The sequence below is a fragment of the Nocardioides alcanivorans genome, from assembly GCF_021555175.1.
GTDB lineage: Bacteria > Actinomycetota > Actinomycetes > Propionibacteriales > Nocardioidaceae > Nocardioides > Nocardioides alcanivorans.
In genome coordinates this window covers 1-13,530 of the sequence record NZ_JAKGRW010000019.1, presented here as the reverse complement: position 1 = coordinate 13,530, position 13,530 = coordinate 1, and the positions used below count along the sequence as shown (strand labels likewise).

The following is a 13,530-nucleotide window of genomic DNA, read 5'->3' as shown; positions in this document are numbered from 1 at the left end:
TTCGAAGAGGACAGGCGAGGACGTATGACCGAGACTCCCGCGGTGGAGGGCTGGTTCACCACCGGCCCCGAGCCGGCACTGATCGCTGCCAAGTGCGAGGCCTGCGGCACGCTGGCCTTCCCGAAGGGCATCGACTTCTGTCGCAACCCTGCGTGTGACGGCGAGACGTTCGTCGACGCCGAGTTGTCCCGCACCGGCACGGTGTGGTCCTACACCGACGCGCAGTACCAGCCGCCGGCTCCCTACACCCCGACCAGTGACCCCTACGAGCCCTTCGCGCTCGCAGCGGTGGAACTGCCGGAGGGCATCGTGGTGCTGGGCCAGCTGGCCGCCGGCCACGGCGTCGACACGGTCAAGGTCGGCTCCGCCGTGCAGCTCGTCGTCGAGCCCGCGTGGACCGAAGAGGACGGCACCGTGAAGACCATGTGGAAGTGGCTTCCCACCCAGAGCGAAGGAGCGCAGGCATGAGCAACGACGTCGCCATCCTCGGTGTGGGCATGCACCAGTGGGGCAAGTGGGGCCACTCGTTCGTGAAGTACGGCGTCAAGGCCGCCCGTGACGCACTGGCCGACGCCGGTGTGCCGTGGCAGGACGTCGACCTGATCGTCGGCGGCGAGACCGTGCGCAACGGTTACGGCGGCTACGTCGCCGGCTCGACCTTCGCCCAGGCCCTCGGCTGGAACGGCGCACGTGTCGCGACGTCGTACGCCGCCTGCGCCACCGGCGCCCAAGCCCTCGACACCGCCCGTTCGCGGATCCTCGCCGGTCAGGCCGAGGTCGCACTCGTCGTCGGTGCCGACACCACCCCCAAGGGCTTCCTGGCCCCCAACGCCGGTGAGCGCTGGGACGACCCGGACTGGCTCCGCTTCAAGCTCATGGGCATGACGAACCCGGGATACTTCGCGCTCTACGCCCGTCGCCGCATGGACCTGTACGGCGCCACGTCGGAGGACTTCGCCGCAGTGAAGGTGAAGAACGCCAAGCACGGGCTGGCCAACCCCTACGCGCGCTACCGCAAGGAGGTCACCGTCGATGACGTCGTGAACTCCGCCGTGGTCTCCGACCCGCTCCACCTGCTCGACATCTGCGCCACCTCCGACGGTGGCGCCGCGGTGCTGGTGACGTCGGTCGAGTACGCGAAGAAGCACGGCATCGCCGACCCGGTGAGGATCAAGGCGATCTCCACGGTCACGCCGACCTTCCCCAACACGATCATCGACATGCCGCTCTTCTCCACGGAGTCCTCTGCCGCCGTCCCGGCCGCGGAGCTGACCTTCAAGGAGTCGATCGGCGCGGCGGCCTACGAAGAGGCCGGCATCAGTCCTGAGGACGTCTCGGTGGCCGAGGTCTACGACCTGTCGACCGCCCTCGAGCTCGACTGGATCGAGGATCTCCAGCTCGCCAAGCGGGGTGAGGCCGAGGCCCTGCTCCGGGCCGGCGCCACCACCATCGGTGGCCGGATCCCGGTCAATCCGTCCGGCGGCCTGGCCTGCTTCGGTGAAGCCGTCCCCGCCCAGGCGCTGGCCCAGGTCTGCGAACTCACCTGGCAGCTCCGCGGCCAGGCAGAGGGCCGCCAGGTCGAGGGTGCCCGCATCGGCATCACCGCCAACCAGGGTCTCTTCGGCCACGGCTCCTCGGTGATCGTCGCCAAGTAGGAGTCCTCAGTCGGGGGCGGAGATCTCGGCCTCGGAGCGGAGGACGCAGAACTCGTTGCCCTCGGGGTCGGCGAAGACGAGCCAGCCGGTGCCGGGGCCGTACTGGCCGCGGTGGTCAGCGACCTCGGTGGCGCCGAGGGAGCGGACCCGCTCGTTCTCCTCATCGCGGGTGCCCGCTCGGGGACGCAGGTCGAGGTGGATCCGGTTCTTCACCGCCTTGGCCTCGGGCACCTGGATGAAGAGAAGTTGATGGCCGGACTCCGGGTCCCGGATCATGCACTCCTCGTGTCCCGGTTCGTTGGGGTCGCCGGGGATGTCCTCGTAGCCCAGCAGCGCCTTCCACCACTCGGAGAGGTCGTAGGCGTCGTGGCAGTCGATGGTCGTGTGCGAGACGAAACAGCTCATACCCGGCAACGTAACGCCGTCGTCGTACGCGGGTCCACGCGTTTGCGTCCGTGGTACGCCGCAGTGCACCTCGTCGCTGCTAGGTTCGGCGCATGCAGCCGAACGAGTCGTCGGAGGCGGCTGGGCAGCGCATCACGGTGCCCAACACCTCACGCATGCACGCCAGGAAGTTCGCTGAGCGAGCGGCCGCGCGGGGGACAGGTCCCCACTTCAGGGTTCTGGACGCAGGAGCCGGGTCGGCTCCCTACCGTGACCTGTTCGCTCACGTCAGCTACGAGGCAGCAGACGTCGCCGCGACCCAGGGCAAGGACTACAGCCACATCGACCACATCTGCGACGTCGTGGACATTCCCGTGGAGGACGGCCGCTACGACCTGGTCTGGTGTTCCCAGGTGTTGGAGCATGTGCGGGAGCCGGAGCGTGCCCTGCGCGAGTTCCACCGGATCACCAAGCCGGGCGGGGAGGTCTGGCTGACGGCACCCTTCTACTACCAGGAGCACGAGCAACCCTGGGACTTCTTCCGCTACACCCAGTTCGCGTGGCAGCACTTCGCCGACCTGATCGGTTTCGAGGTGGTGGAGATCGAGCGGATGGAGGGGTTCTTCGGAACGGTCGCCTACTCCCTCGAGGCAGCCGCGGCGGCGATGCCTCCCGAGCAGCGGCCCTACCGCCGCAAGCTCCGTCGGATGGCCGCCGAGCTCGCTGAGCTGGAGCTCGTCGAGAAACGCACCGACATCGGCTTCTCCAAGAACTACCAGGTCGTCTTCCGTCGGCCGTGAGGCCCCGGAACCGGTCCTCGGCCGGCACGTAGACTCATCGGGTCACCCCCACCCGGCACCGGTTGGGGGCTGTCCTGCGTCGCCCCGCGGTGGCGTGGCCGTGATCGATCGAAGGAACCACCGTGCGCCTGACCGGCCTCTCCCGGACCGTCCTCGCCGACCCCACCCTGGCCAGTGCCCTGGCCGACGTGGACACCGTCCATGCCCTGGACCTCACCGGGCCGCGCGGCTTGCGGCCCTTCGTCGTGGAGGGGCTCGTCGCGTCGGGCCGCACCGTGCTGGTGGTCACCGCGACCCAGCGTGAGGCCGAGGACCTGGTCGACTCGCTGACCGATCTGGTGCCCGAGGAGCTCATCGGCTACTTCCCGAGTTGGGAGACGCTCCCGCACGAGCGGCTCAGCCCGCGCAGCGACACCGTCGGCAAGCGGTTGGCGGTGCTGCGCCGGATCTGCCACCCCGAGGAGGGGGAGCTCAAGGTCGTCATCGCGCCGGTGCGCAGCGTGCTGCAGCCTCAGGTGAAGGGGCTCGGCGATCTCGAGCCGGTCGAGCTGCGACTCGACTCCCGTGCCGACATCGACGACGTCGGCCGCCGTCTCACCGACGCGGCCTACGTGCGTGTCGACCTCGTCGAGAAGCGCGGGGAGTACGCCGTGCGGGGCGGCATCCTCGACGTCTTCCCACCCACGGAGGAGCACCCGATCCGAGTGGAGTTCTTCGGCGACGACGTGGAGGAGATCCGCAGCTTCTCCGTCGCCGACCAGCGCACCCTCGAGAGCCTGGACCGGCTCTGGGCGCCGCCGTGTCGAGAACTGCTGCTCACCGAGCAGGTCCGGGAACGGGCAGCGGCACTGGGTGAGGCCCATCCGCAGCTGCGCGAACTCACCGAGAAGATCGCTCAGGGGATCGCCGTGGAGGGCATGGAGTCGCTGGCTCCGGTCCTCGTCGACGAGATGGAGCTGCTGGTCGACCTCCTGCCCTCCGACACCCATGTGCTGGTGCTGGATCCGGAGCGTGCCCGCTCCCGCGCACAGGACCTGGTCGCGACCAGCGAGGAGTTCCTCGGCGCCAGCTGGGCCGCCGCGGCAAGCGGTGGCCAGGCTCCCATCGACCTTGGGGCCGCCTCCTACCGCTCGCTGGGCGAGGTGCGTGCGCACGCTCTCGGCCTCGGTGTCTCGTGGTGGACGCTCAGCCCCTTCGGCCTCGACGACGAGGCGGGCACGCTTGCCCCCGAGGAGGGCGCGCCGGAGACGCGGACCGTCGCGGTGGAGCCGGCCGAGTCCTACCGCGGCGACCTTGCGGCAGCTATCCGCGACGTACGTGAGTGGGCGGCCCAGGGCCGCACCGTCGTCGTGGTCCGAGAGGGGCACGGCTCGGCAGAGCGCACCGTCGAGGTGCTGGGGGAGAACGAGCAACCGGCCCGTTTCGTCGAGGACCTGAGTGAGGTGCCGACCGGCGACGGCGTCGTGACCGTGACGACAGGGCGCCTCCAGTCCGGCCTGTTCGGCGAGGGCTTCGCCGTGATCACCGACGAGGACCTCACCGGCCAGCAGGCCTCCACCCGCGACATGCGCAAGATGCCCGCGCGTCGCAAGAAGCAGATCGACCCGCTGGAGTTGAGCCCCGGCGACTTCGTCGTGCACGAGCAGCACGGTGTCGGCCGCTTCGTCGAGATGAAGCAGCGCGAACTCCAAGGGGCGGTGCGCGAGTACCTCGTGCTCGAGTACGGCGCGGCGAAGCGCGGTGCCCCTGCCGACCGTCTCTTCGTACCCGCCGACGCGCTCGACCAGGTGACCCGCTACGTCGGTGGCGAGTCGCCGAGCCTCGACCGTCTTGGTGGCGCCGACTGGAGCAAGCGCAAGGCCAAGGCCCGGCGTGCGGTGCGCGAGATCGCGGCAGAGCTCATCAAGCTCTACGCCGCGCGTCAGGCGACCAAGGGTCACGCGTTCGGGCCCGACACCCCGTGGCAGCGCGAACTCGAGGACGCCTTTCCCTTCACCGAGACCCTGACCAGCTCTCCACGGTCGATGAGGTCAAGGCCGACATGCAACGCATCATCCCGATGGACCGGCTCGTGTGCGGTGACGTCGGCTACGGCAAGACCGAGATCGCCGTACGTGCCGCCTTCAAGGCCGTGCAGGACGGCAAGCAGGTGGCTGTGCTGGTGCCCACCACGCTTCTGGTCACCCAGCACTTCTCCACGTTCGCCGAGCGGATGAGTGGCTTTCCCGTCGTGCTCAAGCAGCTCAGCCGCTTCCAGAGCGACAAGGAGGCGCGCGAGGTGATGGAGGGAGTGGCCGAGGGCAGCATCGACATCGTCATCGGCACCCATCGACTCCTCAACCCCGACATGCGCTTCAAGGACCTCGGGCTGATCATCGTCGACGAGGAGCAGCGTTTCGGCGTCGAGCACAAGGAACAGATGAAGCGGCTGCGTACGTCGGTCGACGTGTTGGCCATGTCGGCCACACCGATCCCGCGCACGCTCGAGATGGCGATCACCGGCATCCGCGAGATGTCCACCATCACCACGCCCCCGGAGGAACGCCACCCGGTGCTCACCTACGTCGGTGCCTACGAGGATCGGCAGGTCGTGGCCGCGATCCGTCGCGAACTGCTGCGCGACGGCCAGGTCTTCTACATCCACAACAGGGTGAACTCGATCGAGCGGGCCGCCGCTCGACTCAAGGAGCTCGTGCCCGAGGCCCGGATCGCCACCGCGCACGGCCAGATGAACGAGAAGCAGCTCGAGCAGGTGATGCTCGACTTCTGGGAGAAGCGCTTCGACGTGCTCGTGTGTACGACGCTCGTCGAGTCCGGCCTCGACGTCTCCAACGCCAACACGATGCTCATCGAGCGGGCCGACACCCTCGGGCTCTCGCAGCTCCACCAGCTGCGAGGGCGCGTCGGACGCTCCCGCGAGCGCGCCTACGCCTACTTCCTCTATCCGGGGAGAAGCCGCTCACCGAGACCGCGCACGAACGGCTGGCGACCCTCGCCCAGCACTCCGACCTCGGCGGCGGCATGGCGATCGCCATGAAGGACCTCGAGATCCGTGGCGCCGGCAACCTGCTGGGCGGCGAGCAGTCCGGCCACATCGCCGACGTCGGCTTCGACCTCTACGTCCGGCTCGTCGGTGAGGCGGTCGCCGAGTTCAAGGGCGAGGAGGAGCCGGAGCTCGGCGAGGTCCGCATCGAGATCCCGATCGAGGCACACCTGCCCCACGACTACATCGGCACCGAGCGGCTGCGGTTGGAGATGTACAAGCGATTGGCGGAGGTGCGCACCAACGACGACGTCACCGCGATCGCGGCAGAGCTGAAGGACCGCTACGGCAACCCGCCGGCGCCGGTGCAGAGCCTGCTCCAGGTCGCGCTGTTCCGGGTGCGGGCCCGGGCGGCCGGAATCACCGAGATCACCATGGCAGGGCGCAACGTGCGCTTCGCCCCGGTCGACCTGCCGGACTCGCGCGTCGTACGTCTCAACCGGCTCTATCCCAAGAGCCTGGTGAAGAAGGCCGCCAACTCGGTGCTGGTGCCGCGGCCGCAGACGAAGCCCAACCAGCCGGTGCGCGACGAGGAGTTGCTGGCCTGGGCACGCGGAGTGATCGACGCGGTTCTGGACCCGGCGCCGACGCCTGCTTGAATGGGCGGGTGTGGTCTCCACCACACCTTGGCTCGAGTCCTGAGGAGATCCGACGTGCCCACTCGCCCCACCCGTGCCGCCCTCGCCCTGCTGACCGGAGTCGCACTTGCCGCTGCTGCCGGCTGTGGGGCGGAGCCGCTGCAGAGCAACGTGCACCCGGGGGCTGCTGCGGTCGTCGCGGGTGAGCGGATCAGCCTCTCCGACGTCGACGACTTGGCACAGCGCTACTGCGACTTCGTCTCGGCGCGCAACGCGTCCGCCGAACAGGTGGTGCCGATGCGGCTGGTGCGGGCGGCCACGCTGGACATCCTCGTGCAGCGAAGCATCGCCGAGCAGTACGCCGCTGCCCATGACCTGGACGTCAGGAAGGCGCGGAGGCTCCTCGGCACCGAGGCGGAGCAGCAGGCGGTGCAGCAGCAGATCGACGAGGGGGAGCGGGCGGTCTTCGAAGAGGTGCAGCTGCAGCTGGACACCGCTGCCGTCTATCTCGCCGCCGGTGGCGCCGATGCCTTCGCCGCCGGACGGGTGCCCGAACCCGACGCGATGACCCAGGGGCAGGCGTTGGTCGACGAGTGGGCGGCCGACAAGCAGATCACCCGCGACCCGCGCTTCGCCTCCTTGGAGACGGAGTACGACGTCGACAGTGACTCCCTCGCGCGCCCGGTGAGCGAGCTGGCCGAGCTGGCGGCCAACTACGACCCCGCCGAAGCGGCCAATGCCGACTACATCGCGGCCCTGCCCGCGTCGCAGAAGTGCGGCTGAGCGACCCTTGAGGCATGGCTGCTTTCGAGACTGAGCCGGTGCCCCAGGTGACCGAGTCACCCGACCCGGTGCCCGCGCCGCCCAACCCGGTGCCCGCGCCGCCCAACCCGGTGCCCGAGCCGCCCAACCCGGTGCCCGAGCCGCCCAACCCGGTGATCGAGCCGCCCAACCCGGTGATCGAGCTTGTCGAGATCATGCGTCGGCTCCGCGCAGACTGTGCGTGGAAGGCCGAGCAGACCCACGAGTCGCTGGTGCCCTACCTCCGCGAGGAGGCGGGGAGGTGGAGGAGGCGATCGCGGAGGGCGATGACGCCCACCTCTGCGAGGAGCTGGGCGACCTGCTGCTCCAAGTGGTCTTCCACGCTGCGGTCGCAGAGGAGCGTGGCGCCTTCACGATGGACGACGTCGCGGCCGGCATCGCAGCCAAGATGCGGCGACGCAACCCGCACGTCTTCGACCCGGAGTCGATCGGTCGCAGCCCCGGCGACCCGCCGCTCACCGCCACCGAGGTCAACGAGATCTGGCAGCAGGTGAAGGCCACCGAGCGCGATCGGTGACCCTCACCTGCAACGGTCGACCGTCAGGGAGTCAGGTCGAGGCAGGAGGCGTAGACGGTGACCTGGGGGTCGACGGAGCTGGGACCACTCCAGTAGAGGGCGGCCCAGCCTGACGGTGATGCGGAGGTGGCGGTCCCTGCGGCATCGACGGGGAAGGAGTCATACATCCAGACGTCGACGGCCTGATCGGTGCTCCAGCCACCGGCGATCGCGGTGTCGCCGGGCTCGCACTGGGCCGCGACAAGCTGTCCGTCCGGGCCGGAGTCGCCCGTGAACTGCTCCGTGGCGTAGTAGAAGGTGGCTCCTGACCCGGCAGGACCCGTCGGGCCCGCGGGGCCGGTGGCCCCGGTCGCACCGGCAGGGCCCATTTCGCCAGCGGGTCCCTGAGGGCCGACGTCTCCGGTCTGGCCGGCCGCTCCGGTGGCTCCGGTCAAGCCGGTGTCGCCCGCCTGACCCTGCACACCTTGGGCACCCTGGGGGCCGGTCGGTCCCATGAGGCCGGCTTCGCCCTGCGGTCCTTGCGGGCCGAGGTCGCCCTGCACACCTTGGATCCCCTGGGGGCCCTGAGCACCGGTGGCTCCGATGGCCCCGGTGGCGCCCTGCGGGCCGGCCTCGCCCTGGACGCCTTGCACGCCTTGGACACCCTGCGGTCCCTGGGGACCCTGGTCGCCCGGGAGGCCCTGGGGACCTTGCGCTCCCGTTGCGCCGGTTGCTCCGGTATCGCCTTGGGCTCCGTCCTCACCGCGGGGGCCCTGCACGCCTTGGACACCCTGCGGTCCTTGGGCGCCCTGGGCGCCGCGCTTGCCCTGGCCCTTCCACACGATCTTGGTCTCGCCGGGCTTGCAGGTGCGGTGTCCGGGCTTGTTGAAGATGAGGCGGAGGTCGCCGGTCTGTCGGTGGAAGCAGGCGCGGACGGTGTTGGGCTTGGTGGCCTTGCCGGCCACCTGGCCGACGGTGGGCGCGGAGCTGAGGGCCTGGGCGCTCGTGGGTGCGAGCACGGCGGCGAAGGCGAGGGGAGGCGAAGGCCGCGTTGAAGGTGTTGCGGCGGCGGGTGTGGGTCGGCATGGTCGCGAGCATAGGGACGCGGAGCGCTCCCGGTCCCGTGTCCTCCCGACATGGTCTGCAGAAATGACCGATCGGTTGATCAGTCGTAGTCAGACTCAGGGAGCCGGGACACCCATGCAGACGGTGTAGGTCTTCGCCGTTGTTCCTCGCTGTTGTAGTAGGCGACACCCACCTGGTCGGTGCTTGGCTGTCCGTTTCGAGACGGCTGCGTCGTGATCAGCATGTCGTTGCCGACCGCCGGAGTCGGGTCGGCGACGCCGCCGCCGATGGCGACCATTCCGGCCGGGCAGGCGGCGGTCGTGACGTCGACCGGTGACTGGACGCCCACGACGATGTCCTCCCACACATACTGGATGTCCGCGGCGCCCGGTGCGCCGACGGGCCCCGTCGCTCCGGTCGGCCCGGCCGCGCCCGTGGCACCGGTCTCACCCTGCGGGCCGGTCGGGCCGGTGACTCCGGCGGTGCCTTGGGCGCCGTCAGCGCCGTTGGATCCGGCTGCCCCTTGCTCTCCCTCGGCACCCTGTGGGCCTTGTGGGCCGGTCGGGCCCATGGGGCCGGCTTCGCCCTGGGGTCCTTGCGGGCCGAGATCGCCTTGGAGGCCCTGGATGCCTTGGATTCCCTGCGGGCCTTGCTCGCCGGTGGCTCCGGTTGCGCCGGTGTCGCCGAGGGCTCCGACGGCTCCGGTCGGTCCTTGTGCGCCGGTGGCGCCGGTGGCACCGGTCGTGCCCTGGGGGCCGGTCGTGCCCTGCGGCCCTTCGGCGCCCTGCGGGCCTTGCTCGCCCTGCAGACCCTGCAGACCCTGCTCGCCCTGCGGGCCCTGGGCACCTTGCACGCCTTGGACACCCTGCGGTCCTTGGGCGCCCTGGGCGCCGCGCTTGCCCTGGCCCTTCCACACGATCTTGGTCTCGCCGGGCTTGCAGGTGCGGTGTCCGGGCTTGTTGAAGATGAGGCGGAGGTCGCCGGTCTGTCGGTGGAAGCAGGCGCGGACGGTGTTGGGCTTGGTGGCCTTGCCGGCCACCTGAGCGACGGTGGGCGCGGAGCTGAGGGCCTGGGCGCTCGTGGGTGCGAGCACGGCGGCGAAGGCGAGGGAGGCGAAGGCCGCGTTGAAGGTGTTGCGGCGGCGGGTGTGGGTCGGCATGGTCGCGAGCATAGGGACACGGAGCGCTCCCGGTTGCCGTCCGCCCGAGGTCACGGCCGAAAATGGCCGAACGGTCGATCAGTCGTAGTCAGGTGCGGCTACGTCCTTCATCGACGGGTCCAGCTCGAGGCCCTTGGCCAAGTGCTTCTCGCCCTCCTCGGTGCGGCCCAGGTGGACGAGCGCGAACCCCAACCGCATGTGGGTGGGAGCGAACTCCGGCTGGGCCTCGACTGCTCGCTCGTAGAGCGCGACGGCTTCCTCCAGGTCGGTCTGTTCGAGCAGGATCGCCTTGTTGTAGAGCGCGGGCCCGTACGCCGGGTCGGTTGCCAGCGCGGCGTCGTACTGCTCGATCGCGGCCTCGGTGTCACCGTCCTGCTGCTCGATCAGACCGAGGTTGTAGTGCGCGAGCACGTTGCCCGGATCGACCTCGACCACGCTGGTGAACGTGGCACGCGCCGCGTCGATCTCACCGGAGGCGAGTTGCTTCGCGCCGGTCTCGACCAGGGTCGCCACCGCCTCCGCACTCAGGACCGGGACGTCCTTCTCGGCGGGCTCGTCATCGGAGCACCCGGTGACCACCAGTGCAGCACCGAGCAGCACGGCGACGGCACGCAGGGAGAGGGAACGGTGGAAAGTACGCATGGCGCCGAGTATGCGACCACGCGGGTCATCGAGCCAATCCACTACCGTCTGGCCATGCCACGGGTGGGACTGCACATGATCGTCAGGGACGAGGCGCACGTGATCGAGCGTTGCCTGCGCAGCGTCCGACCGCTCATCGACTGGTGGGTGGTCTCTGACACCGGATCCAGCGACGGCACCCAGGAGCTGGTGCGGCGCACCCTCGCCGACGTGCCTGGCCGTCTGCTCGAGCGTCCGTGGGTCAACTTCGGCCACAACCGTCAAGAGGCGCTGGAGGCGGCCCGTGCCCTTCCCCAATCGAGTGCGGAGGACCACGTGCTGTGGATCGACGCCGACGAGGAGCTCGTCGACCTGCCGACAGGTTGGCCCGATCTCGACGCAGACGGGCACCATCTCGAGGTCGAGTTCGGCCCGCTGCGCTACCAGCGGCTGGCATTGGTCCGGCTCGGCATGCCGTGGCGATGGCGTGGTGCGGTCCACGAGTACCTCGACCTTCCGGATGCCGAGATCGGCGCGCTGGGCGCACCGCGGGTGTTGGTCCGCAAGGAAGGAGCCCGCTCGAAGGATCCGGACACCTATCGCAAGGATGCGCTGCTCATCGAGGCAGAACTCGTCCGCGAGCCCGACGATCCACGGATGCAGTTCTATCTCGGCCAGTCGTGGCGCGATGCGGGAGAGCCCGAACGGGCCCTGGCTGCCTATCGGAAGCGGGCCGCCAACCCGGCCGGTTGGTTGCAGGAGCGTGGCCTTGCGGCCCTCGAGGTCGGGCTGCTGCTGGAGCAGCGATCGGCGCCCGCACCCGAGGTGAGCGACGCGTTCCTCGATGCCGTCGCGTGGCTCCCCGGCCGAGCCGAACCCCTGGTCCATCTCGCTCGTGTCGAGCGGCTGCGTGGGCGCCACGAGGTCGCCCACGTGTTCGCCTCGGCCGCGATGGCGATCACCGCGCCACCTCCGGACGCTCTCTTCGCCGACCTCGCGACGTACGCCTGGCGTGCTCGCGACGAACACGCGCTCGCCTGCTGGTGGACGGGCAGGTACGCCGAGGGGCTGCCCTCCGCGCTCGCCGCGTCCCGCGCCAGACCGGACGATCCGCGTCTGCAGGAGAACGTGGCGTGGTTCCGGCGCCGGCTGGGGAGTGAGCGCCGGATCCACTCGTCAACGGAGCGATTCGACGTGCGCGTAGAGATCGACGCGCGGCTCGGCGAGGTTCGAGATGTCGCCGGCAATGAACCAGGCGCCGTCGAGCTTGCGGAAGAGGGTGCACAGGGCACCGCTGCCGACCACCCCGAGCTCGCGGTGGACCATCTCGAAGGTCTGCCACTGCCATGCCAAGGAGCCTGCGACGACGACGTCCCCCAGCGGTACGTCCTCGACCTGGAGTCCGGCGTCGCCCGCCTTCTCGATGCGGGAGCGGAAGAATCCGGCGATCGCCTCACGCCCCTGCACGTGGGGCATACCGGGCACGCTGAGCACCGCGTCCTCGGTGTAGAGCGCGACGACTGCGTCGATGTCGCGGTCGTTGTAGGCGCGTTTCCACGCCAGACTGACGGCCGCGACAGCCGACATCTCGGTGGTGGCAGATGGGCTCACGGGAGCCTCCGATCGGTGCTGGGGTCCGCGACGCTAGTCCGCAGCGATGTGATGCAGACCTCTCTCCCGGTGATCGGGAGCGATTCCTCCGGCCGGCGGCCGTCCAGCCGGGGAGCGTGCCTCCCCACCTCGGCGCAGGGGCCGTCTAGGCTTGGCCTCGCACGTCATCCGTCTCACTGACACAGGAGCACCACCCGAATGGCCGCAATCGAAGCAGTAGGCGCGCGCGAGATCCTCGACTCGCGTGGCAACCCCACCGTCGAGGTGGAGGTCCAGCTGGACGACGGCACCTTCGGCCGCGCGGCCGTTCCGAGCGGCGCGTCCACCGGCGCCTTCGAGGCCATGGAGCTCCGTGACGGCGGCGGCCGCTACCTCGGCAAGGGCGTGCAGCAGGCCGTCGAGGTCGTGCTCGACAAGATTGCGCCTGCCGTCATCGGTCTCCAGGCCGACGACCAGCGGCTGCTCGACCAGACGATGATCGACGTCGACGCCACGCCCAACAAGGCCGAGCTCGGCGCCAACGCCATCCTGGGCGTCTCCCTGGCCGTGGCCCGTGCCGCCGCCGACTCGGCCGCGCTGCCGCTCTACCGCTACGTCGGCGGTCCCAACGCACACGTGCTGCCGGTGCCGATGATGAACATCCTCAACGGTGGCGCCCACGCGGACACCAACGTGGACATCCAGGAGTTCATGATCGCGCCGATCGGTGCGCCCACCTTCCGTGAGGCACTGCGCATCGGTGCCGAGGTCTACCACGCCCTCAAGGCGGTGCTCAAGGAGCGCGGTCTCTCCACCGGGGTGGGCGACGAGGGTGGCTTCGCCCCTGACCTCGAGTCCAACCGTGCCGCGCTCGACCTGATCGCCGAGGCCATCGGCAAGGCGGGCTACGAGCTCGGCAAGGACGTCGCCCTCGCGCTCGACGTGGCTGCCACGGAGTTCTGCGACAGCACTGAATCGGGGGAAGCACCTACACCTTCGAGGGTTCCTCGAAGACGGCCGAGGAAATGATCGCCTACTACGCCGACCTCGTGGCCAACTACCCGATCGTCTCGATCGAGGACCCGCTCGACGAGGAGGACTGGGACGGCTGGAAGGCCATCACCGAGACGCTCGGCGACAAGACCCAGCTTGTCGGCGACGACCTCTTCGTCACCAACGTGGAGCGGCTCCAGCGCGGTATCGAGGGTGGCCAGGCCAACGCCCTGCTCGTGAAGGTCAACCAGATCGGCTCCCTGACCGAGACGCTCGACTCCGTCGACCTCGCTCACCGCAACGGCTACCGGTCGATGATGAGCC

General features: G+C 69.7%; 10 protein-coding genes and 2 pseudogenes. 7 read left to right on the top strand and 5 right to left on the bottom strand.

The annotated features are described in order from the left end of the window. Positions 1-24: 24 nt before the first annotated feature. On the top strand, positions 25-468 hold the full coding sequence (locus L1066_RS10340; RefSeq protein WP_235736247.1) for a Zn-ribbon domain-containing OB-fold protein: 444 nt from the start codon (positions 25-27) through the stop codon (positions 466-468). After that, complete coding sequence (locus tag L1066_RS10335) at positions 465-1,655, top strand: lipid-transfer protein (RefSeq protein WP_235736246.1); 1,191 nt, start codon at positions 465-467, stop codon at positions 1,653-1,655. The genes L1066_RS10340 and L1066_RS10335 overlap by 4 nt, the downstream gene beginning before the upstream one ends. 6 nt (positions 1,656-1,661) lie before the next feature. On the opposite strand, the gene L1066_RS10330 is transcribed toward L1066_RS10335, so the two are convergent. Continuing rightward, positions 1,662-2,060 (bottom strand): VOC family protein, encoded by a 399-nt coding sequence (locus L1066_RS10330; protein ID WP_235736245.1) that lies wholly within the window; start codon positions 2,058-2,060, stop codon positions 1,662-1,664. Positions 2,061-2,152: 92 nt separating this feature from the next. Between L1066_RS10330 and L1066_RS10325 the strand changes: the two genes are divergently transcribed. The 4 genes and pseudogenes from L1066_RS10325 (at position 2,153) to L1066_RS10310 (ending at position 7,799) form a co-directional block, all read left to right on the top strand. Beyond that, a complete protein-coding gene (locus L1066_RS10325) occupies positions 2,153-2,839 on the top strand; it encodes a class I SAM-dependent methyltransferase (protein WP_235736244.1) in 687 nt (228 codons plus the stop codon). Positions 2,840-2,961: 122 nt separating this feature from the next. Beyond that, a pseudogene (mfd, locus tag L1066_RS10320) lies at positions 2,962-6,481 on the top strand (transcription-repair coupling factor). Between the two features lie 54 nt (positions 6,482-6,535). Further along, positions 6,536-7,243 (top strand): SurA N-terminal domain-containing protein, encoded by a 708-nt coding sequence (locus tag L1066_RS10315; RefSeq protein ID WP_235736243.1) that lies wholly within the window; start codon positions 6,536-6,538, stop codon positions 7,241-7,243. Positions 7,244-7,523: 280 nt separating this feature from the next. After that, on the top strand, positions 7,524-7,799 hold the full coding sequence (locus L1066_RS10310) for a MazG nucleotide pyrophosphohydrolase domain-containing protein (RefSeq protein ID WP_235736242.1): 276 nt from the start codon (positions 7,524-7,526) through the stop codon (positions 7,797-7,799). Positions 7,800-7,822: 23 nt separating this feature from the next. Here the strand turns inward: L1066_RS10310 and L1066_RS26595 are convergent, their stop codons facing one another. From L1066_RS26595 to L1066_RS28540, 4 genes are all read right to left on the bottom strand, one after another. Further along, on the bottom strand, positions 7,823-8,797 hold the full coding sequence (locus L1066_RS26595; protein ID WP_235736241.1) for a collagen-like domain-containing protein: 975 nt from the start codon (positions 8,795-8,797) through the stop codon (positions 7,823-7,825). A gap of 146 nt (positions 8,798-8,943) precedes the next feature. Next, positions 8,944-10,002 (bottom strand): collagen-like domain-containing protein, encoded by a 1,059-nt coding sequence (locus L1066_RS26590; RefSeq protein ID WP_235736240.1) that lies wholly within the window; start codon positions 10,000-10,002, stop codon positions 8,944-8,946. 78 nt (positions 10,003-10,080) lie between these two features. Beyond that, positions 10,081-10,644, bottom strand: a complete 564-nt coding sequence (locus tag L1066_RS10295; protein WP_235736239.1) for a tetratricopeptide repeat protein — start codon at positions 10,642-10,644, stop codon at positions 10,081-10,083. Positions 10,645-11,799: 1,155 nt separating this feature from the next. Continuing rightward, positions 11,800-12,210, bottom strand: coding sequence for a YybH family protein (locus tag L1066_RS28540; RefSeq protein WP_376707672.1), 411 nt, complete (start codon positions 12,208-12,210; stop codon positions 11,800-11,802). A 222-nt stretch (positions 12,211-12,432) separates the two neighbouring features. Here L1066_RS28540 and eno point away from each other — a divergent pair. After that, positions 12,433-13,530 (top strand): annotated as a pseudogene (eno, locus tag L1066_RS10285) (phosphopyruvate hydratase); the annotation flags it as partial.

What these genes read in the sequence shown, in the direction of transcription:
- L1066_RS10340 (WP_235736247.1), top strand. Translation starts at nt 25, where the DNA reads ATGACCGAGACTCCCGCGGTGGAGGGCTGGTTCACCACCGGCCCCGAG.
- L1066_RS10295 (WP_235736239.1), bottom strand. Translation starts at nt 10,644, where the DNA reads ATGCGTACTTTCCACCGTTCCCTCTCCCTGCGTGCCGTCGCCGTGCTG.
- L1066_RS10325 (WP_235736244.1), top strand. Translation starts at nt 2,153, where the DNA reads ATGCAGCCGAACGAGTCGTCGGAGGCGGCTGGGCAGCGCATCACGGTG.
- L1066_RS26590 (WP_235736240.1), bottom strand. Translation starts at nt 10,002, where the DNA reads ATGCCGACCCACACCCGCCGCCGCAACACCTTCAACGCGGCCTTCGCC.
- L1066_RS10335 (WP_235736246.1), top strand. Translation starts at nt 465, where the DNA reads ATGAGCAACGACGTCGCCATCCTCGGTGTGGGCATGCACCAGTGGGGC.
- L1066_RS28540 (WP_376707672.1), bottom strand. Translation starts at nt 12,210, where the DNA reads ATGTCGGCTGTCGCGGCCGTCAGTCTGGCGTGGAAACGCGCCTACAAC.
- L1066_RS10330 (WP_235736245.1), bottom strand. Translation starts at nt 2,060, where the DNA reads ATGAGCTGTTTCGTCTCGCACACGACCATCGACTGCCACGACGCCTAC.